The organism is Rugosimonospora acidiphila (assembly GCF_039543385.1).
Taxonomy (GTDB): domain Bacteria; phylum Actinomycetota; class Actinomycetes; order Mycobacteriales; family Micromonosporaceae; genus Rugosimonospora; species Rugosimonospora acidiphila.
Window position 1 is genome coordinate 173,943 of the sequence record NZ_BAABJQ010000009.1, and the last position, 19,662, is coordinate 193,604.

A 19,662-nucleotide genomic window follows, 5' to 3' on the forward strand; every position below is an offset into this window, starting at 1 on the left:
GTGAGAACGACGTAAACAATGATCTTCGCTCTTCCCAAGCAGCCCATGATCGCTATGCTGAGCATCATGAGCACGGCACTCCGGTGTCGTGGGTTGCGTAAGGAGTCGTGGGAGCACGTCGAACGTCAAGCAGCTGAGGCAGGCCTTTCCCATCGCGTGACGTCGAGTCCGCGTCGATCCCGCCGGTCCCCGGCACCTGCCTGTGTTCCCCATCCAATCCGCGTGGAAATCACCTACCCGCGCTGATTCATCGCGTCCCCAGACGGGCATCGGTCATCCGGCCGTGCCCGCGATGCCGCCATCCCTGATCACGTACCGGAGCTGACATGTCCGTAGCCGCCGCCACTGGCCCGGCACCGACAGCCCAACGGCAGCGCACGCCGCGCTATCCGTGGCAGTACTGGGTGCTGGTCGTCGGCTTCGGGATCAGTCGCGTCGGCGGCGTCGTCGTGCCGTTCCTGACCCTGTACCTGGTCACCCACCTGCACCTGAGCGCGGCGGCGGCCGGTGAGGTGGTCGCGGCGTTCGGTGCCGGATGGGTGGTCGGCGAACCGCTGGCGGGCGTGGCGTCCGACCGGCTCGGGCGCAAGCCCACCATCGTGGTCTCGCTCGCACTGACCGCCGGCGGCTACCTCCTGCTGCCGCACGCGACCACGCCGCCGACGCTGATGACGGTGGCCGCCGCGATCGGCCTGGTCTTCGACGCCGGACGCACCGGTATCAGTGCCTGGATCGCCGATCTGGTACCCGACGACCGCCGCACCCACGGCTATGGCGTGCAGTACTGGATGCTCAACGCGGGCTCGGCCGTCGCCGGTGTGATTGGCGGATACCTCGCCACCTCGCACATCACGTGGCTGTGCTCTCTCGACGCCACCGCCACGCTGGGCTTCGCCGCCGTCGTACTGATGCTGCCGCGCCACGGCGCACCGACCGACGCCGACGCCCAGCAGGAGGCGGCCGAACCCGTGCCGTACCGCAAGGTGCTGGCCGACCGGCGGCTGATCGCCGTCACGGTGTGCTCGCTGCTCACGATGGCCATCTGGCAGCAGCTGGAGTACGGCCTTCCGTTGACCATCCACGCGGACGGGCTCTCCGCCGCCACCTACGGCGCGGTCAACGCGATCAACGCAGTGGCCGTGCTGGCACTGCAACCCCTGCTGCAGCCGCTGCTGGACCGCAAGCCAGCGGCGCTGTCATCGAGCGTCGGCGCGCTCATCATCGGCATCGGCATGGGCGTCAACGGCCTGGCGCATTCGACGGCGGGCTTCGCCGGTGTGACGGTCATCTGGACCGTCGGAGAGATCCTGTTCAGCGTGGGCGCGGCCACCTACGTGGCCGCGATCGCGCCGCCCGCCGCCCGCGGACGCTACCTCGGTCTCTGGGGCGTCTGCTTCGGCGGGGCGGCGCTTCTCTCGCCCATCATCGGAGCCGGAGCCCTGGCCGCCGGTCAGGGCTGGCTGTGGGGAAGCCTGCCGGCTCTCGGTGCCGTATGCGCCGCCGGATTCTTTCTTCTGCGGCCTCGGCCCGTCCGCGGTGCGGCGCCCGGCCGGCTCGAAGCGGAGGGGCAGCCCGTCCCCACCCCCGCGCATCAGTCCGCGTGACGGATGAGCTGCCACCGTCTCGGCGGCGGCAGCCACCGTCTCGCCCGAACCACGGCCCCGGCAACGACCGGCGGCCCCGCACCAGGAAGGAGGCACCGACATGGCTCGCCCCAAGCTGCGCCCCCGCCGCCGCCCGCGGTAACTGATCACCGCCACAGCGGTGACAACTAGAACCCAAACCACGGCCCCGGCAACGACCGACGGCCCCACACCAGAGAAGGAGGCACCGACATGGCTCGCCCCAAGCTGCGCCCCCGCCGCCGCCCGCGGTAAAGGCAGACAAGGCCGCTGCCACCGCTTCGGCGGTGGCAGCGGCGTCTCCAACGGGGGTTGAGGTACCGATCGCCACCGGCCTCACATCAGATAGACGTTTCCCCCTCGCACGGTGACCGTCCTCCGCGGCAGCGGCTTGACGGCCGGCCCGGCCTTTACCGAGCCATCGTCGGCGGAAAACAGGCTGCCGTGGCACGGGCACTTGATGACGCCGCCCTCCACCGTGGACACGATGCACCCGGTGTGCGAGCAGACGGCGCTGAAACCCCTGAACTCTCCGGGGGTCGGCTGAGTCACCACAACCTGCTGCTTGCCGAAAATTTTTCCGCCACCGACCGGGATCTCGCTCGCGCTGACCAGATCCTGGCCGATCCCCACCGAGCTGGACGCATCCCCTCGATCGGGCGTGCCCGTCGGCGAAGACGTGGCGTGGCCGCCGGTAGATTCGGCAGCAGGGTGTTGCTGCTTACTGGACACGGCGTTACCACAGCCGGCAAGCGCCGCGACAACGCCGACCATCCCGGCTCCGGCAAGCACCGCCCGCCGCTGCGCGGTCCCGGAAGCTTCCTGGTTGTCGGTCAACTGAATCCTCCCTCACTTGGGTCGGTCGTGCTCGACACGCGGTGAGCCGTCGCTCATCATTCGGTGAACCCGGCTCGCCGTTCCTCGTCAGACCTCGAAGTGCACGCGTGATCGGCGGCCGCGGGGCCCGGGCTTCGGGCCACGACGCGCGGTCCACCTTTTGCCAGTCGACGTAGATGGTTGCCGGGACGGCGTCACGTGGCCGTCAAGAACGCCGAGGCCCTGTTCACAACCTCCCAGCCACCCGGCGCGAGCCCATCCCCCGCCGCCGGCACCATGGTGAGTCCACAATGGAAGCTCACCCCGGCGGCGCCGCGACGTCGTCATCCGACCGGCGTGGCGCCGCGGTACCACGGGCCGGACTCGAGTTCATCCCGCGGTACCGGCATCCGTCGCGTCGGCGCCCATAGGTTCGACCCGAGCATTCCGAACCAACGCCCGAGGAAAACTTCATGATCGAGATCCGCGAACTCGTCAGCGGCACGGCGAGAAGGCCGCCGTGGCCGGCCTGAATTGATGTGCGCCCCGGTGTGGTCACCGGCTTCCTGGGCACCAACGGCGCCGGAAAATCGCATGGTCATGGGGCTGGACGCGCCCACCAGCGGGTACGGCGACCGTCAACGGCCGCCGGTACGCGCGGCATCCGGCACCGTTGCGGGAGATCGGTTCCCTGCTGGAGGCCCGGTCGATCCACCCCGGCCGGACCGCTGGGCCTCGACCGATCCCCGGCTGAAGCCGCTGACCGTCCGGGAGCCTGACCGCCGCCCTCCGGCCGTCCGGTGCCCCGGCCACCCGCCGGGGCACCGGGCGCGTCCCGCTCCAGCCCGGCGGCGAGCCGGCGCCGGCGTGGGGCTCTGGAACCGGACGTACCGCGCCTGTCGCGGTCCGCTCCTCCGCCCGCCGGAGCGCCCACCGGGATCACGTTGGGTGTGTGCTCCTACCGGGCGTCGAGGTCGTGGACCCAGATCAGGCAGTCGTGCCACCCGTCGCGTTCGGGGTCGTCAACCGTCCAGCAGCGGCAGTGCCGCGGCAGGCGTTCCTCGAACCGGTACCCGGACCGCCGCGCCAGCCGCAGCGACGCCTCGTTGTCGGGATTGATCTCCAGCCAGACCCGGCGCACGCCGGCGGGTTCGTGCGCCCATCGCGTCACCGCGGTCACGGCACGCGACCCGATCCCCTGGCGGCGCTGTCCGGGCCGGACCCAGTACGCCAGCTCGGCGACGCGTTCACCGCTGGGCATGAGCCCGACCGCGGCGACGAGCCGGGAACCCCGCAGCACCCCGAAGGAGACCGGCCCCGCCGACTCGGGATCCCAGGCCCGCAGAGCGGTTCGCGCGTCCGTTGACGAGTACGGCCCGGCGGGGCGTGGACCCCACAGGGCCGCGGCCGACTCCTCGCCGGTCGCCTCTACGAGCAGGTCCGCGTCCGCGGCGCCGAGCGTGCGCAGCCGCAGTTCGTCGAGGCTCAGCTTCATCGGCGGGTACATGCCCCCGATTCTGCCAATTCCTCAGGATCCGGCGCTGCCCGTGACGGGCGGCGTCCAGGAGTCTCGGCACATCGGCGAGCGGACCCGCGGGTCGAGAGCCACGGAAGATCGGCGGCCACCGAGGCCGCCGCGTGCACCAGGGCCGCGACGGCTACCGAGCGGGAGTGCTGCGGCCACGCGACGGTGAGCGTCGCGGTCGGCCCTCCGTCACCCGGCGATAGACCAGGCCCGCTCGCGGATACCGCAGGGTGACGGATAGCGGGAGCAGATACACGATACTGCCCATTTCGACGAGTTGGAGCAACTGGGCGGGGTCGCGGATCCGATGGGTGTCGGCGGTCCGGTCGAGGTACTGCTGAAGGTCGTGCGGGCCGACCGGTTCCGGGACGGGCAGTTGGAGGTCGCGCACCCTGCCGGTGCCCGAGCCGGCCCGGGCCCTGCCGTCGCGAAGGCCGGCAGGGCCGCGACGAACGCACGCCCGGCGGCGAGCGGTCAGGGCGGCGGCTCGACCCCGCTCGCCCGGCCCCGGCGCCGCCCTCACCGGCCCCGATCCTCGGCCGTCACTCGTCGTGGGTGAGGTGCGGCCACAGGGCGGCCCAGCCGGCGACCGGGCCGGTGCAGACGCTGAGGTCCAGATCGGTGTAGTCGTTGTGGATGCCGTAGGGAGCGTCGTAGGTGCTCAGGTGGCGGCAACGGGCGAAGTACGGGCGCAGCCGGTCCGCCGCGTCGACGGACAGCACGGTGGCGTCTGAGGCGCTCCCCGGACCCCACGTGCCGAAGGCGTTGTGACCCGACAGCACGGGCGGGAGCTGATCGGCGGTGCCGAGCACGTCCAGCGCCGCGGCCTCCCCGTAGTAGCCGGTGAACACGGCGGTGGGTGGGCGGCCGGCCCGGGTCAGCGCGGCGTTCTGCGCCACCACGGCGCGGACGAGCTGCGGCCAGCCGGCGGTGTCGGAGACGTTGGCGGTCTGCTGTTCGGCGCTGGAATGCCGGGACAGGTCGCGCACCGGCCACAGCGGCATGAGGCTCGGCAGGATGACGAGCATGCTCAGCACTATCGCGCCGTACGCGACCGCGCGGCGCGTGCCGGGCCGGCGGGCGCGGGCGATCCAGCGCTCGGTCGACACGGCCCCGGCCGCCAGCACCACCGGCAGCACTCCGGACGCGTAATACGCCTTGCCCGGAATCCAGGCCAGCACGTAGACGTAGACGACGGTGGCCGTGATCGCGAGGAACCGGAGTTCCGGCATCCGCCAGAGGCGCACGACACCCGCGATGGCCACCGGTATCGCCAGCAGCCCCGCGTACACCAGCTGGGTCGGCAGGCCGGCGAGGTAGTCGATCGCGGAGTCGTTCTCCCGGCGCAGCGCGGACGCCATGACAAGCTGCGGCCAGCCGTGCGTCGCCTGCCAGAGCAGGTTCGGTGCCCAGATCGCGGCGGCGACGGCGGCGGCCAGCCAGGGCCACCGGGTACGCAGCAGGCCGGCGCGCCCGGACAGCAGCAACCCGAGCGCGAGCGCGACCATCAGCAGCGCCACCAGGTTGTTGGTCTGCAGCCCGAGTCCGGCCGCAACGCCCGCGCCCAGCCACCAGCGCGGGCGATCGCGCAGCACCGCCGTGCTGGCGCACAGCACCACCACGGACCAGGCCAGCAGGGCCGGCGAGGTGGTGTTGGCGAGGTGCGACGCGCCGAGGAGCACCGGGGTACACGCCACGGCGAGCGCGGCGAGTACCCGCCCGGTGCGGCCCGCGCCCAGCAGCGCCGCCTGCCGGGCCGCCACGACCGCGACGGCCCCTCCGGTCAGCGCCGGGAGGACGCGGATCATGGTCGGGTCGACGGCTATCGCGGCCGGGATCCGGGTGAGCAGCGGAATCAGCGGCGGCTGGTCCACGTACCCGAGCGCGAGGTGGTGCCCGGCGACGAGGAAGTAGAGCTCGTCCTGTTGGAAGCCGTAGCGCCCGGCGAACGCGAGCTCGACCGCGACGAACAGCGCCGCGATGACCCACACGAAAAGCGGCAGTCGGTCGGCGGTCGGCACGAGCGCCGGCACGGGTCGGGCAGGCGCCACGAGTCGAGACGGGTCCGTGTCCGGCGCGAAGGCCCCCGGTTGGCGTTGGGGGTGCTCGCCCACGCCAAAACCCTGTTTCGGCTGCGTTCCCCCTGGGCTGCTCTCCTCGGCGGCGGGCGCGGCGGGCTGCTCCATGGCGACACCTCCATCACGCGGCCCGCCATAGTCGGCAGGGGCCGAGCACTAGCAGAGTGATATCACATTGATAGTACACAGACGGCCCGCCCCGATCTCGCTACGATCGGGTAACGGACGCAGCGGCTCGCGGTCGCCCAGGGCTGAGACTCAGACTGGGCCCGGGGCCGGGGGCCGGGGGCCGGGGCCGGGGCCGGGGCCGCCACGGTCGAGGTGGCACCTCCCGACCGGTGCGGCGCGACCCGGCTAACGCCGCGCGGCGGCCGACCTCAGTCGCTCCCGCACGATGCGGGGCAGCGCCTCGCCGATCGGCTCCCGGATCACCTCGGTCGCCAGGTCGTCGTAGGGAGTGGGATCCCGGTTGATGATGACGAGGCGGGCCCCGGCCTCGACGGCGACGGCGCACAGCGAGGCCGCCGGCTCGACCAGCAGCGAACTGCCGACCGCCAGGAGGAGCTGGCACGCGCGGGCGACGTTGCCGGCCAGCGAGAGGGTGTCCGGGTGGAGACGCTCGCCGAACAAGACGGTCGCCAGCTTGAGAATGCCGCCGCACGCCGTACAGGCCGGGTCGGCCTCGCCGGCGGCCACTCGGGCCAACGCGAGGGTGCTCGGCGTCCGGACGCGACAGCGGGTACAGACCGTATCGTGCATGCTGCCGTGCAGCTCCACCACCTTGCGCGGGGTGGACCCGGCCTTCTGATGCAGCCCGTCGATGTTCTGGGTGAGGATCCGCGTCGCCGAGCCGTGGCGCTCCAGCTCCGCCAGCGCGCGATGCGCGGCGTTGGGCTCCGCGTGCCACGCGGAGTGCCCCAGGTAGCTGCGCCAGAACCGGGCACGCACCTGGGGATCAGACATGAACGAGGAGTAGCTGAACGCGGCCGTGGCGGAGGGATCCCGGGTCCAGACCCCATTCGGCCCACGGTAGTCGGGGACGCCGGAGTCGGTGGAGATGCCGGCGCCGGTCAGCACCGCGATCCGGCTCACGTCGTCCATCCAGTCGGTGGCCTCGGCGTTCACAACGGCGATGTTAGGTACGGGCAGGCCGGGCCGCCACTGGGTTTCACCGCCGCCATGACCTGGGTGGCCCGGCCCTTGCCGGGGGTGCGCCCCGGCGAGGCTCGCCGTGGCTCGCCGTGGCTCGCCGTGGCTCGCCGTCCATTGTGGACCGGCGAGTCTCGGGCGGCCGTTCGAGAAGTCGAGGGCTCGGTGCCGGGCGTCCGCGTCGCCGCGCCGTGGCGGGTCGGCCTGATGCGGGTCGCCCCGCTGGTGCGTGCCGTGCCGCGCACCTCCCGAGGACCCGGGTCCGGGGTTTCGCGGTGTCGAAGCCGCGGGCTCGAAAGCCCCTTGCCAGAAGTATCCCCGAACTTCGCACCGGGAGGTGCGGCACGCACGAACCTAGCGGCCGCCCGGAGGATTCGCGAGCCAGTTTTCGCGCGGCCCGGGACGGCCGGCGTGGCCGCCGGCTCGACCGACGGAGTAGACACCGTCTACTGCGCTCTGGTAGACAGAGCGAATGAGCGATGCAGACGACGGCCTGCGGGCCCGCCTGGTGCGGGTCGGCGTCGACCTGCTGGCCCGCGACGGGATGCAGGCGTTGACGCTGCGGGAGATCGCGCGCCAGGCGGGGGTGTCGCACGGGGCTCCGCGCCGATACTTCCCCACTCATGTGGAGCTGCTGTCGGCCATCGCCCGCGAAGGCTTCGCCGACCTGGGCGCCGCGATTCACAAGGTGCTGCGGGATCGCCGACGAGACCCCCGGGCGCGACTGGTGACGCTGGCCCGGCGGTACCTGGAGTTCGCGCGGACCAATCCCGGCATGTTCGAGCTGATGTTCCGTCATGATCTGCTGGAGAGCAACCGCCTCGGGCTGCGTGAGGGCAGCCTGCCGCTGTTCACCGCGCTCGTCGACCTCGTCGAGCAGGCACGACCGGTCTCCGGCGCGCCGCCACAGCGGGTGGCCGCCGCGCTGTGGGCCAACCTGCACGGCATCGCGCTGCTCTGGGGCTGGGGCAGCCTCCAGCTGGCGACGGGCGACCGCGACGTCGAGCCGCTGCTGCGCACGGCACTGGAGGCCCACCTCGGGCCGGGGAAGCGGTGAGCCGGGTGACCGGGCCCGCCGCGGGCGTCAACACCGCCGACGTCGCCGGCACCACCATCCGCTACCGCGAACTCGGCGACCCCGGCGCGGCGCCGGTGGTTCTGCTGCACGGCGGCAGCAGCAGCGCGGCCACCTGGGATCGGCTCACCGTCGCGCTGGTATCGGCCGGCCGCCGCACCATCGCCGCCGATCTGCGCGGCCACGGCGGCAGCTCGCGTACCCCGGCCTATCCGCTCGACGGCTTCCGCGACGACATTCTCGGGCTCCTGGACGCCCTCGACCTGGGCCGGGTGGCGCTGGTGGGGCACTCGCTGGGCGCGCACACCGCGTCGCTGATCGCCCAGCGGCAGCCGGAGCGCGTCACGCATCTGGTCCTGGAGGAGCCTCCCGTGCCGGCCCGCGAGCCGTCCGGCGATCACGGACTGTCCACCGCGCGGTTCCTGCTGCCCGCACTGGCCCTGCTCACCCTGCGGCGCGGCTTCGATCCGCGGGCGGTCACCTCGCCGGTGCGGCAACTGCGCGCCGCCGATCCCGCGTGGTGGCACCGGCTGGCGTCGATCGCCTCGCCCACCCTGCTGATCTCCGGTGGCCCGCGCAGCCACACGCCGGCGCGGCGGCTGGCGGAGGTGGCCCGGACGATCCCGCGCGCCCGGCTGGTCACCATCCCGGTGGGTCACCGCGTGCACAGCCACGACCCCTCGGGGTTTCAGGCCGCCGTGGTGCCGTTCCTCACCGGCTGAACCCTTCGCGGCGCGGACCTCGGAGGCGGGTTACGGGTGGCCGGGGCGGGGGGTATCGTGTGGCTCGGCGGGTTCTCCGGCCGCCTCTGGGTCCGCGGGCAGGGCTGCAAGCTCACCGGTTTGATCACACCACTGACGGCAGGTCTTTCCGGCCCGATGTCGCGGACCCGCGGGCACCGAGGAAGGACTGCCATGTCCGATCGATCCCGTTCGCTGCCCGATCAGCCGAATCTCCGGTACCTGAAGATCGAGGCCAAGCGACGCCTGTCCGCCGGGGAGTTCCCCAGCCTTCACGATGCGCAGCTGGCCATCGCCCGCGAGCACGGGCTGTCGAGTTGGGCCGCGCTGAAGGCGACCGTCGAGGCCGCCGAGGCCCGGTTCCCCGCGCTGGGGCACGTGCGATGGGTGGCCGACCGCTTCGCCGGCGCCGACGACCCGGGCTGGGCCGCGCCCGAAGGCGACGAACTCCGCGACCACTTCGATGAGCACTACCTGTCCCTGGTTCCGGCGCAGAAGCTGATCGGGACGCTGCGCTCGTTGGCACCGCGGCTGCGCGCGGACCTCGTCGTCTCCCACACCACCCCGTTGGCGGTACGCGCGCAGATCGCCGACCTGCGGGTCGAGGCCGCGGCCCGGCCCGACCCGCCGCACCGGCTCGCCACGCTGAGCGTGTACCCGCTGGGCCAGCGGGTGACCGACCCCCGGACCGCCGCACCGGCTACCCGCTCCTCCACCGGGGCGCCCGCCCGGGCGGTGCGGGTGGCGGAGGAGTCGTTCGCCGAACTGGGTCTGGTCGGCCTCGCGCTGGCCGGTCGCGACCGGGACGATGAGACTCCATTGTGGACGGTGGTGCGTGGCTGGGCGCAACTCGACCGCAACGAGCCGCTGCACGCCGACCACCGGTTCCCCGCGTACGGGGTGAGCAAGCTGGTCACCTCGACGGCGGTGCTGCGGCTCGTCGCCGAGGGCCGCGTCGACCTGGACGGCCCGGCGAACGCGCACCTGCGCACGCTCCGGCTGGACGACGGCGGAGTCACCGTACGGGAACTGCTCACTCACACCGGCGGCGTGGTCAGCCCGGACGAGCGGTTCGCCGACGCCATTATCGACCCGGTGGCGCCGCTCGGCCACACGGTCTCCTGCGACAACCGCCGCGGCAGCCTGGTGCCCAGCGACGGCGGGTACGCGGTGCTCGGACAGCTCATCGCCGACGTCACCGGTGCCCCGTACCCGGAGGCGGCCGCCGCCCTGGTGCTGGAGCCGACCGGCATGGTCGGGTCGTGGTTTCCGGTGCGGTGGCCGGAGAACGACGCGATCGGCGGTCACCTGCTGTCCGGCGACGGCTCGTTCGTCGGCGCACCGCGCCAGGTGTGCACCCTGCCGGCCGCCGGCGGCCTGTGGAGCACCGCGCCGGACCTCGTGCGCTTCGGCCTGGCCTGGTCGTCCCTGCTGCCCGACGAACTCGTCCGGGAGGCACTGCGTCCCCAGGTGGCGCAGCCCAGCGGCGCGAGCGTGGGCCTCGGCTGGCTCATCAACGAGGCGAAGGACCTGTACGGGCACCCCGGGACCGGCCCCGGCGCCGCCGCGTCGCTGACCATCCGGCTCGGTACCGGTGCGGTCACGGCCGTGTGCACCAACCGGCAGGTGCCCATCGAACCCGTCAACGCCCGCCTCATCCGCACCGCCGGCTGAGCCCGGGCACGATCGGCGGCGTCCCGGCCGCGGTACCGCGGTGGGTCCGGCCGCGGTACCGCGGTGGCTCCGGCGGCGGTGGGTCCGGCGGCGGGTTGTGCGAGCGGTGCCGGTCGTGGCCTACTGGCTGGGTGCACCGCTATCGGCGAGCTACACCCGGTCCGTCGCCGGGCAGGCGGGGGCGCGGCGGCGATGCCTGAGCCGGACCTCGTCACCCGCATCCGCACCAAGGGCGGCCCGCTGCAGGATCTGCTGGTCCAGCTCGACCTGCACCGGGTCCTCACCGTCGCCCAGCTCGCCAGGGCCACCGGCACGACCGGGCGCACCGTGCGCTCCCGGCTGGAGCGCCTGCGGGGGGCCCGGCTCGTCGACGGGACGCCCGACTGGACACCCGACGGCGGAACATCGCACTGGTGGCTGAGCGCCGCCGGCGCCCGGCTGATCGAGGGCACCCGCGTGGGTTACCGCTGGATCGCGCCGTCGGGGGTCAGCGCCGTGCACGCGGCCGCGACCGCGGAGGTGTGGCTGGCGCTGCGCGAGTACGGCCCCGCCGCCGGGATCGAGCTGACCGGCTGGCGCAGCGGCCCGGCCGGCCGGCAGGGGTGGGAGCCGACCGACCGGAGCCCCGGGCGGCTGTGGCTGACCCCGGACGCGGTCGCCCGCCTGAGCCTGACCGGCCCGGACCACAACGGCGCCGGCACGGTGGCGTTCATCGAGGTCGATCTGGCCTCGACGAACGGGGACGCGCTGCAAAAGCGGGTCAGGCGCTACCTGGCCTACGCCCGGGACCAGGCGTGGGCCGAGACGTATCCGCACTGTCCGGCCCTGTTGCTGCTGACCACCACCGAGGCTCGGGCCGCGAGGTTGGCACGCGCGGCCGGCCGGTTGCTCGACGCCGATCCGGACACGAAGGATTCCCTACTGGTGGCCGCCTGCGCCGCCGTACACGAACCGCACCGCGCCGTGCGGGAGGCGTGCTGGACGGTACCGGGCCCGACCGACGCGGACGTGACCCTCGCCGAGCTGCTGGGCCACCGGCTGGCCGCCGCCGCGATCGCCCGCGACCGGGTCGCCGACCCCGACCGCGCGGACCAGGCCTGGTGGCTGTGGCGGGCGGCCGTCTCACCCCGGGCCCAGGAGCAGCTGGCCGACGAGGCCGCCACCGAGGCGCTGCGCTACCTGGCCGCCGATCCCGGCGGGCTGCTGGACATGGACCCCGAGCTGGCCGAGCAGGTGTTGGCCTGGTGGGCTCCGCACGACGGGCGCGGACTGCGCGACGCGCCCCACCGGCTGCGGCAGCTGCTGCACGAGCGGCACCGCCAGCTGTGGATCGAGCACGCCCGGTCGCTGCTGGTTGCCGCCGGTTCGGCCACCGGCGACGACCCGCTCCTGGCCGGCATCGCCCGGCAGCTCGCCGAGGGCCGGCTGCTGTCCGCCAGCCAGGTGGCCCAGTTGGACCGGCCGGCGGGCAGCGTCCGGACCCGGGTCCAGCGCGCGGTGCTGGGAGACTACGAGGCCGGCCGGGACCGAGCGGTGGACGCTCAGATCCAGGCCCTGGGCTGGCGGGCCCGTCGCCGCGCCGACCGCGCGCAGTTGGCCGACGCGTACGACGCGGCACGGCTGCTGGTCTGCGACACGTGCGCCCTGGTCTACCCGCGTCACGACGATGCCGGTGCGGAACGGTACATCGCCGGTGACGGCTGCGCGCACTGCGCCGTGGGCCGTCTCACCGGGTACGGCCGGGCCACCGCGGTGCCCACCCTCGCCCGGCGGCTGGACCTCATCCGGGGCCAGCTGCCGTAACGGCGGGTCGCGGGTCGGCGGGTCGCGGGTCGCTCAGGCATTCGAGAAAAGCGACGGACAGACCGCCGGCTGAGTCGCTCGGCGGAAACCCGGCCTCATCCGTCGCGAACGTCGAGGCGGGTACGGGTGCGGACGCCGTCGGGCCACTCGACCCGCACGTCCAGCCACTCGCCCGCCCCGTCGAGCGTCGCTCGGCAGGCACCGGATCGCGACGGTCCATCCACACCGGACAGTTCGACCAGCGCCGCCACCCAGGTCGCCGGGCGGACCGGGTAATCCAGCCACGGCACCCGCACCGGAGCGCCGAGCGGACCGCCGTCCTCATGAACGGTGGTGCCCTCGGTGCCCTCGCCGATCAGGCTCACCACGCGGGAGGTGAGGCCGCCGGTGACCGGCCAGCCGCCGACGCGCAGCCGCACCGTGGCCGGATCGAGCCCGCCGGCCGGCTCGCCCACCCGTACCAGGCGCACCTCGTGGGCGCCGCGCACCAGCGAGAAGACGGTCAGCCGGGCGGCCGGGCGGCACCGCCCCGCCCGACCCTCCCCGTAGTCGCGCTGCCCCGGTTCGATGGTCACCCAGTGCGCCATCGTGGTCGACCCGGCCACCCCCAGCGCGGCATCACTCCCACCCTTTTCGGGAAGGCCGCCGCCCTCCCCCAGAAGGCCGTCGTCGGGGGCGCTCGCGACGTCGTCGGGGGCGCTCGCGACGTCGTCGGGGGCGCCGTCGACGCGGACGGTGAGCGTGCGCATTCCGGTGCGGTGCGTCGTCGCGCCGGCATCGTCGACCAGGACCACCGACTGGTCGACCGGCGCGGCCCAGCCCCCGTCGTCGAGCAGCGGACTGGTCGCGGTCGAGTAGCCGAGCCGCGCGTACAGCGGGGAATCGGCCAGCGTCCGGCCCTCGTCCGCGTGGTCCGTGCCGTGGTTGACGACCCGCACTATGCCGTCGGCCCGGGTGCCGGCGATCAGCCAGCCCGGCGCGGCCACCGCGCGCAGCACGTCACCGGTCTCGACCGGCAGCGGCTCGGGCGGCGCCGTCCACACGGGATGGTCGGCCGGCAGCGCGATGCCCAGCAGTCCCTTGCTGGCCCAGTACGGCGAGGCGGGGCCCGAGTACGACTGGGCGAGCCGCGGCCACGACGCGTGCCAGCCGACGGTGAGCAGGCCGCGATCGTCCGGCGCACCGTGCCGGATGAAGTGCCCGACGACGCGGGCCGCGGCGTGCCGCAGCTGGCCCGGCGCCACGGAGGGCACGCCCGCCAGCGCACCGACCCAGAACGGTGCCGCCGCGGCGAACCGGTAGGTGAGGCTGCGTCCCTGGATCAGCGGGGAGCCGTCCGCGCCGACGAGCGTCACGGCGTCGCGCAGGAAGGCGTCGAGCGCCCGGACGTCGGCGTCGCGCCGCGCGGCGGCGAGGTCTGCGGCGCCGGACATGCGGGCCCACAACGCCGGGTAGAGGTGCAGCGCCCAGCCGCCGTAGTGGTCGTACGCCCGGGTGGGCCCGTCCGACAGCCAACCGCCCGAGCGCCGGAACGAGTCGTGCTCGGCGAGGTCCTCCGCCATCTCCCGGGCCGACCAGGGGCCGCCGACCGAACGCAGGAACGTCTGCACCACCAGCCGGAACCAGAGCCAGTTGGTGTGCGGGTACGTCGAGTCGCCCACCGCCGGCGACAGGTATTCGACCACCCGCTCCTGTACCCCCGGGTCGAGCCGGTCCCAGATCCACGGCCGGGTCAGGTCCAGGATCAGCGCTATCGACGCGGCCTCCACCTTCGCCTGACCGTGCTCGTCGAGCCGGACCCACCGCTCGGGCGACGCCGCGTCGGTCCCGGTCGCGATGCCGGTCGCGTACCAGTCGGCCAGCTCGTCCAGCCCGGCACCCCGCTCGCCGGCGATGCGGAAGCCGGCGAGCAGGAACGTGCGGGCGAACCCTTCCAGCCCGTCAACGGCCCGCCCGTACCCGCCCGGACGGCCGGGCGGCGTGATGCGGGCGTGCCCGGGCGAGGCGTAGGGCCGGACGGCGCCCAGAATCCGGTCGGCGAACCCGGTCCAGTCACGGCGCGACCAGCCGTCCACATCCGGCGCGCTCACCGCTGGCCCGCGCTGACCGCTCACCGCTGGCCCGCGCTCACCGCTGGCCCGTGCCCACTGCTCACCGCTGGCCCGCGCTGGCCCGCGCTCACTGTTCGCACGCGCTGACCATCGGGGCGAGCAGCCCGTCCAGCTCACGGACCAGCACGCCGACCGTCCGCTCGGCCAGCTCGGGCAGGTCCGGCGGTGGCGCGTCCGGCACGGGCGGAAGCTGTTCAAGCGGCAACGGCGCGTCCACCAGCAGCACCGGTCGGACATGCGGGAAGCGGCTCAGCTCCCGCTGGGACGGGGCGAGGAACTGGCCGAAGGTCGTCGGCCAGCCGCGCCAGCCGCGATCCTGGGTCCACACCCGCGACCGGCTCAGCGCCTCCGGTACCGGCCCGGCCACCTGCACCCGGGCCAGCAACGAGCCGTCCCACTCGTTGCGCGCGCACTCGGCGGACAGGATCCGGCGATGGAACCGGACGTACCCGGGGTCGAGCCGGGGTACCGTCGCCAGCCGCCAGACCGTGCACGCGAACCTCACCGGCGAGATGTCACCCCAGCAGTCGTCGAACTCTCCGGCGTTACGCCGCACGTGTTCGACGAAGCGGCCCGAGCCCGCAGTCGCGCTCCCCCGGTCGTACTGGCGGTCGATCCAGCAGACATCGAGTACGGTCACCCGGCCAGCCTATCCGCGCTCCCGGGGCGGCGGCGGCGCCGACCTCGGCGAGGTGCGCCGGGTCGTTACGCTGGCGCCCGGACCTGTGCAGTGCGCGAGCCTGCGCACTGCGCGAGCCTGTGCACTGCGCGAGCCTGCGCACTGCGCGAGCCTGTGCACTGCGCGGATCTGTGCTGTGTGCGAGCCTGTGCACGTTGGACCGGCGGGTTTGGGCCGGCGGGTAGGGCGCGAAGGGAACAGCATGGATCGGTACGGCCGGGCGACGGAGCCGGAGTCGCAACCCACCCAGGATCCGGCCGGAGCCAGGGACGCGCCGCGTCCGCCGAGCGTGCTGCGCACCGCGCTCGGCGTCCTGTTCTCCATCGGCGTCCTCGCGCTGGCGACCTGGCTGATCAGCCTGACCGTCGGCGGCTTCGCGTACGCCACGAAGCTGGCCGGGGTACCCGGTACCTTCGTCGCCACCCGGTGCCACACCACCGGCGCCGGCAAGGCCCGCGTGCGGACGTGCAGGGGCACGTTCACCTCCGTGGACGGTGGCCTCGTCGACCACTCGGCCAGCATCGACAACGCGAACGTCGATGTCGGCAAGCCGGCCCAGCTGCGGCGCGAGTCGGGCGGCGGGTACACCCAGCCGCGGGCGGCGACCGCCGCGCTGGAGGTCGCGGGCACCTTCGGGATCGTGGCCGGGGCGGCGGTGCTGCTCTGCGTGCCGTGCGTGATGGTGAGGCGGGTGAGGATCGGCGACGGCGTACCAGTGGGGACGAACCCGCCGCCGTGGGGGTTCCTGCTGCGACTGCTCCCCGGGCTGTTCGCGGGCTTCCTGGTCCTGGCCGCGCTGTCGTTGGTGGCGGCCCTGCTGATCGGAGTCGTCGGCGCGTTGATCTGAGCCGATCCGGCCCGCCACCACTGTTCCGTCTGTATATACTGTCCATGTACAGTCAGAACAGGTCGGTGCGGGATCGGAGGACTGTCGTGCGGGTGGTGTTGTCCAACAACGCTGGCGTGCCCCTCTACCAACAGATCAAAGAGCAGGTGGGCACGGCCATCCTGTCGGGCGAGCTCGCCGAGGGCAGCGCCCTGCCGTCGGTCCGCGCCCTCGCGCGTGACCTGCGGATCAGCATCATCACCACCACCCGCGCCTACACCGAGTTGGCCGCCGAGGGCTTCATCGCGACGATCCCCGGCAAGGGTGCCTATGTCTTGCCGATGAACTCGGAACTCGTGCGGGAGCAGCTTCTGCGCCAGGTGGAAGACGGGTTGCAGGCCGCCCTGAACGCCGGCCGACACGCCGGCCTCCGGCGTGACGATCTCATCGAGATCCTCGACGGGCTGATGCGCGAGGACCAGCAGGACGCCGTCCGTTAGCAGGCCACCATTCAGGGCATGCCCGAGACTCAAGGAGGACCTAATCGATGTGCAGCGATCTCGCGTTCGCCCTGCGTGGCGTGCGCACCACGGTGGGCGACAACTTCGCCTTACGCGATGTGAGCTTCGAACTGCCGACCGGCTACGTCATGGGCCTGATCGGCGCCAACGGCGCCGGTAAGACCACGACCATCCGCTGCCTGCTGGGCATGCGTCCGATCCAGACCGGCGAGATCGAACTGCTCGGCCATCGGGTACCGGGACCGGTCGCGCTGCGCCAGGATGTCGGGGTGGTGCTCGACCACACCTATCTGGTGGGCGAGTGGCGGCTGGTCGAGGTCGAGCGGGCGCTGCGCCCCTTCTACGACCGCTGGGACGGCTCGCGCTACCGGCAACTGCTCGACACCTTCGGCCTCGACCCGCGGGCCAAGGTCAAGGACCTGTCGCGTGGCATGGCGATGAAACTCATGATTACCGTCGCGCTGTCGCACCAGGCGCGGCTGCTCGTCTTCGACGAGCCGACCAGCGGCCTGGACCCGGTCGCCCGCGACGAGCTCGTCGGCATCATCGGGGACTTCCTGCTCGACGAGGGGCACAGCGTCCTGTTCTCCACGCACATCACTCCCGACCTGGACCGCATCGGTGACTATGTGACGCTCATCCACGACGGTCGGATAGTCCGGACCGGCACCAAGGACGAGGTCCTGGATGCGTACCGGATCGTACGTGGCGGCCCGGACGACCTGAGTGGACTGGTCGGCGTCCAGCTGATCGGCGCCCGGCGGACGCCGACCGGGGCGCAGGCTCTCGTGCGCACCGAGGAGGCCGATCTCCTGGCCGAGCGGGTCCTCGTCGAGGCTCCCACCCTTGACGACATCGCCGTCCACATCGGAGCCCGCGTTCCCCACCCTGATCCGGGCAACGGCGCCAGTCGCGGCCCCGAACCACGCCGTGGCGCCGGCCGGCGCCAGTCCGATTCCTCGATGCCCACCCGGGAGATCGCATGACCGCCATCGCCCGCACGGTCGTGTTGGACCTGCGCACCGCCGTGGCATACCGCAGCCAGGCGCTCCTGCTGTTCGTCGTGGTGGCCCTGATCGAGTTCAAAAACCCTATCCTGCTCGTGCCGGCGCTCGCCCTGCTCGCCATCCCCGCGATCGCCGCCTTCCCGCTGCAGGCCGCCGACAAGGCGGGGTTGGAGACGCTGTACGCCGTCCTGCCCGTGCCCCGCCGCTCGGTGCTGTACGGGCACTACGCCTGGGCGCTGGCCACCTATCTCGCCCTCGCCGCCGCGGGTGCGATGTTCACGCTTGCCTTCGCGCGGGCCCAGGCCGACGCGTTCGATGGTCGCACCCTGCTGGTGGTGCTGACGCTGTCCTGGGCGGTGTTCGTCGTCAATGTCGCGATCCAGTTCCCCCTGTTCATCCGGTTCGGACACAGCCGGATCGGCGGCCTGGGCACCGTACTGCCGGTAGCGTTGATCATGGCGGTCATCATCAAGCTGCATCTGACCACCCGGCTGCACGTGACCGTCGCGTCGGTCCAGGCGTGGCTCCCGCTTGTCTGGGTGGCCGGCGCGGTCGCGATCGTGGCGTCCGTCGCCGTGGCCATCGCCGCGGACACGCGGCGCGTGCGCTAGACCCGCTCGCCACGCCGCGACCCCACCACCCGCCGCCGACGCGATCGGAAGCGGCGAGGGCCTCCCGTCACGACCATCTTCGTCGTCATCGAGGGTGCTTGACATCGGCGGGGATAACCGTTAGCTATATTAGCTAACGGTTAGGGGGTCCGGTGCGACAAGAAGTAGTCCTGGCGATGCTGGCCAAGGAGCCCTCGCACGGTTACCAGCTGCGCACGCGGCTGCGCGACGCGCTCGGCCCGCTCGGCGAGGCGATGAACGCCGGACAGATCTACGTCACGCTGACCCGGCTGGAGAAGGCCGGACTGTTGGCGGTCGAGAACTCCACCGACGACGCCGACCGGTCGGATCGCAAGGTGTACGCGCTCACCCCCGACGGCCAGCAGCGGGTCGCCGAGTGGGTCGCCGAGCTGAGCTGGCCGCGGCCCGACCTCGCGGAGTTCCACCTCAAGCTGGTCGCGGCCGCGTCGGCGGGACTGGCCGACCCGCTCACCATCGTCGACACGCAGCGCCGGGAGTTGCTGCGGCGGCTGCGGGACGCCCAGCGCGCCGCCATGGCCGAGCCGGCCCACTCGACCGCGGCGCTGTTGCTGGAGGGCATCGCGCTCCGGTTCCAGGCGGATCTGCGCTGGCTTGAGGCATGCGAGAAGCACTGGATCCACCGGAGGAGCGGCTCGTGAGCCACGTCGCCGACGCGCCCGTACTCCGCGCCCGCGGGCTGCGGAAGGAGTATGGCAAGGGGGCGGGATTCGTGCGCGCGGTCGACGGCGTCGACCTCGATGTCGGTGCGGGAGAGACGGTGGCGGTGATGGGGCCCAGCGGCTGCGGCAAGTCCACACTGCTGCACCTGCTCGGCGGGCTGGACCGGCCCTCGGGTGGCGAGGTGTCGCTGGACGGCCGCCGCATCGACGGCATCGGAGAGCGGGCCCTGGCCCGGGTGCGCCGCGGCGCCGTCGGCTTCGTCTTCCAGTCCTTCCACCTGATGGAGGAGCTCACCGCCGTGGAGAACGTCGAGCTGTCGGCGCTGCTGGCCGGGCGATCGTCGCGAGCCGCCAGGCGGCGCGCGAAGGAGTTGCTGGAGCAGGTCGGGCTCGCCGAGCGGGAGCGTTTCCTGCCCTCCGCGCTGTCCGGTGGTCAGCGGCAGCGAGTCGCGATCGCCCGGGCGTTGTGCAACGAACCGTTGCTCGTGCTCGCCGACGAACCGACCGGAAACCTGGACAGCGCCGCCACCCTGGACGTCCTCCAGCTCTTCGAGAGCCTGCACGAGGCAGGTCAGGCGCTGGTCATCGTCACGCACGACGCGCGGATCGCGGCCACCGCGGACCGGATGATCTCGATGCGCGACGGCGCGTTCGTGGACGAGACCAGGTTGACCGGTGGCACCACCGGACGGCTCGGCTCGCTCATCCGGCTGGAGGACTGAGG

The 19,662-nt window shown here is 72.9% G+C and carries 17 protein-coding genes; 11 read left to right on the forward strand and 6 right to left on the reverse strand.

Annotated features, from left to right (window positions below; genetic code table 11):
• The first annotated feature begins 326 nt into the window (after window positions 1-326).
• Entirely contained in the window at window positions 327-1,604 is a 1,278-nt protein-coding gene (locus ABEA87_RS17785) for an MDR family MFS transporter (protein WP_345630902.1), read from the forward strand.
• A gap of 354 nt (window positions 1,605-1,958) precedes the next feature.
• On the opposite strand, the gene ABEA87_RS17790 is transcribed toward ABEA87_RS17785, so the two are convergent.
• From ABEA87_RS17790 to ABEA87_RS17805, 4 genes are all read right to left on the reverse strand, one after another.
• Window positions 1,959-2,459, reverse strand: a complete 501-nt coding sequence (locus ABEA87_RS17790) for a Rieske (2Fe-2S) protein (RefSeq protein ID WP_345630904.1) — start codon at window positions 2,457-2,459, stop codon at window positions 1,959-1,961.
• Window positions 2,460-3,396: 937 nt separating this feature from the next.
• Window positions 3,397-3,945, reverse strand: a complete 549-nt coding sequence (locus tag ABEA87_RS17795) for a GNAT family N-acetyltransferase (protein WP_345630906.1) — start codon at window positions 3,943-3,945, stop codon at window positions 3,397-3,399.
• A gap of 560 nt (window positions 3,946-4,505) precedes the next feature.
• Window positions 4,506-6,149 carry a glycosyltransferase family 39 protein gene (locus tag ABEA87_RS17800; RefSeq protein ID WP_345630907.1) on the reverse strand — a complete coding sequence of 548 codons (1,644 nt, stop codon included), beginning with the start codon at window positions 6,147-6,149 and terminating at the stop codon, window positions 4,506-4,508.
• Between the two features lie 246 nt (window positions 6,150-6,395).
• Window positions 6,396-7,166 carry an SIR2 family NAD-dependent protein deacylase gene (locus ABEA87_RS17805; RefSeq protein WP_345630908.1) on the reverse strand — a complete coding sequence of 257 codons (771 nt, stop codon included), beginning with the start codon at window positions 7,164-7,166 and terminating at the stop codon, window positions 6,396-6,398.
• A 496-nt stretch (window positions 7,167-7,662) separates the two neighbouring features.
• Here ABEA87_RS17805 and ABEA87_RS17810 point away from each other — a divergent pair, with 496 nt between their 5' ends.
• From ABEA87_RS17810 to ABEA87_RS17825, 4 genes are all read left to right on the forward strand, one after another.
• Window positions 7,663-8,247 carry a TetR/AcrR family transcriptional regulator gene (locus tag ABEA87_RS17810; protein ID WP_345630909.1) on the forward strand — a complete coding sequence of 195 codons (585 nt, stop codon included), beginning with the start codon at window positions 7,663-7,665 and terminating at the stop codon, window positions 8,245-8,247.
• Between the two features lie 5 nt (window positions 8,248-8,252).
• The gene (locus tag ABEA87_RS17815) at window positions 8,253-8,987 is read left to right on the forward strand and encodes an alpha/beta fold hydrolase (RefSeq protein ID WP_345630911.1); all 735 of its coding nucleotides are present in this window, start codon (window positions 8,253-8,255) and stop codon (window positions 8,985-8,987) included.
• Window positions 8,988-9,179: 192 nt separating this feature from the next.
• A complete protein-coding gene (locus tag ABEA87_RS17820) occupies window positions 9,180-10,679 on the forward strand; it encodes a serine hydrolase domain-containing protein (protein WP_345630913.1) in 1,500 nt (499 codons plus the stop codon).
• Window positions 10,680-10,871: 192 nt separating this feature from the next.
• Entirely contained in the window at window positions 10,872-12,482 is a 1,611-nt protein-coding gene (locus tag ABEA87_RS17825) for a replication-relaxation family protein (protein WP_345630915.1), read from the forward strand.
• Window positions 12,483-12,577: 95 nt separating this feature from the next.
• Here the strand turns inward: ABEA87_RS17825 and ABEA87_RS17830 are convergent, their stop codons facing one another.
• Together ABEA87_RS17830 and ABEA87_RS17835 are read right to left on the reverse strand one after the other, a co-directional pair.
• A complete protein-coding gene (locus tag ABEA87_RS17830; RefSeq protein ID WP_345630917.1) occupies window positions 12,578-14,572 on the reverse strand; it encodes a DUF2264 domain-containing protein in 1,995 nt (664 codons plus the stop codon).
• A gap of 88 nt (window positions 14,573-14,660) precedes the next feature.
• A complete protein-coding gene (locus tag ABEA87_RS17835; RefSeq protein ID WP_345630919.1) occupies window positions 14,661-15,233 on the reverse strand; it encodes a hypothetical protein in 573 nt (190 codons plus the stop codon).
• A gap of 241 nt (window positions 15,234-15,474) precedes the next feature.
• Here ABEA87_RS17835 and ABEA87_RS17840 point away from each other — a divergent pair, with 241 nt between their 5' ends.
• The 6 genes from ABEA87_RS17840 (at window position 15,475) to ABEA87_RS17865 (ending at window position 19,660) form a co-directional block, all read left to right on the forward strand.
• Window positions 15,475-16,119: a hypothetical protein gene (locus tag ABEA87_RS17840; RefSeq protein WP_345630921.1), complete on the forward strand. Its 645-nt coding sequence runs from the start codon at window positions 15,475-15,477 to the stop codon at window positions 16,117-16,119.
• Window positions 16,120-16,205: 86 nt separating this feature from the next.
• Window positions 16,206-16,598 (forward strand): GntR family transcriptional regulator, encoded by a 393-nt coding sequence (locus ABEA87_RS17845; protein WP_345630922.1) that lies wholly within the window; start codon window positions 16,206-16,208, stop codon window positions 16,596-16,598.
• Window positions 16,599-16,645: 47 nt separating this feature from the next.
• Complete coding sequence (locus ABEA87_RS17850) at window positions 16,646-17,605, forward strand: ABC transporter ATP-binding protein (RefSeq protein ID WP_345630924.1); 960 nt, start codon at window positions 16,646-16,648, stop codon at window positions 17,603-17,605.
• On the forward strand, window positions 17,602-18,237 hold the full coding sequence (locus ABEA87_RS17855; protein ID WP_345630925.1) for an ABC-2 transporter permease: 636 nt from the start codon (window positions 17,602-17,604) through the stop codon (window positions 18,235-18,237). Before ABEA87_RS17850 ends, ABEA87_RS17855 begins: the two co-directional genes overlap by 4 nt.
• Before the next feature lie 152 nt (window positions 18,238-18,389).
• The gene (locus ABEA87_RS17860) at window positions 18,390-18,917 is read left to right on the forward strand and encodes a PadR family transcriptional regulator (protein WP_345630927.1); all 528 of its coding nucleotides are present in this window, start codon (window positions 18,390-18,392) and stop codon (window positions 18,915-18,917) included.
• Window positions 18,914-19,660 (forward strand): ABC transporter ATP-binding protein, encoded by a 747-nt coding sequence (locus tag ABEA87_RS17865; RefSeq protein ID WP_425570905.1) that lies wholly within the window; start codon window positions 18,914-18,916, stop codon window positions 19,658-19,660. Before ABEA87_RS17860 ends, ABEA87_RS17865 begins: the two co-directional genes overlap by 4 nt.
• Window positions 19,661-19,662: the final 2 nt, after the last annotated feature.

Excerpts from the sequence above, each read along its gene's own strand:
- ABEA87_RS17785 (WP_345630902.1), top strand. The coding sequence starts at position 327 with ATGTCCGTAGCCGCCGCCACTGGCCCGGCACCGACAGCCCAACGGCAG.
- ABEA87_RS17795 (WP_345630906.1), bottom strand. The coding sequence starts at position 3,945 with ATGTACCCGCCGATGAAGCTGAGCCTCGACGAACTGCGGCTGCGCACG.
- ABEA87_RS17800 (WP_345630907.1), bottom strand. The coding sequence starts at position 6,149 with ATGGAGCAGCCCGCCGCGCCCGCCGCCGAGGAGAGCAGCCCAGGGGGA.
- ABEA87_RS17810 (WP_345630909.1), top strand. The coding sequence starts at position 7,663 with ATGAGCGATGCAGACGACGGCCTGCGGGCCCGCCTGGTGCGGGTCGGC.
- ABEA87_RS17820 (WP_345630913.1), top strand. The coding sequence starts at position 9,180 with ATGTCCGATCGATCCCGTTCGCTGCCCGATCAGCCGAATCTCCGGTAC.
- ABEA87_RS17825 (WP_345630915.1), top strand. The coding sequence starts at position 10,872 with ATGCCTGAGCCGGACCTCGTCACCCGCATCCGCACCAAGGGCGGCCCG.
- ABEA87_RS17840 (WP_345630921.1), top strand. The coding sequence starts at position 15,475 with ATGGATCGGTACGGCCGGGCGACGGAGCCGGAGTCGCAACCCACCCAG.
- ABEA87_RS17850 (WP_345630924.1), top strand. The coding sequence starts at position 16,646 with ATGTGCAGCGATCTCGCGTTCGCCCTGCGTGGCGTGCGCACCACGGTG.
- ABEA87_RS17855 (WP_345630925.1), top strand. The coding sequence starts at position 17,602 with ATGACCGCCATCGCCCGCACGGTCGTGTTGGACCTGCGCACCGCCGTG.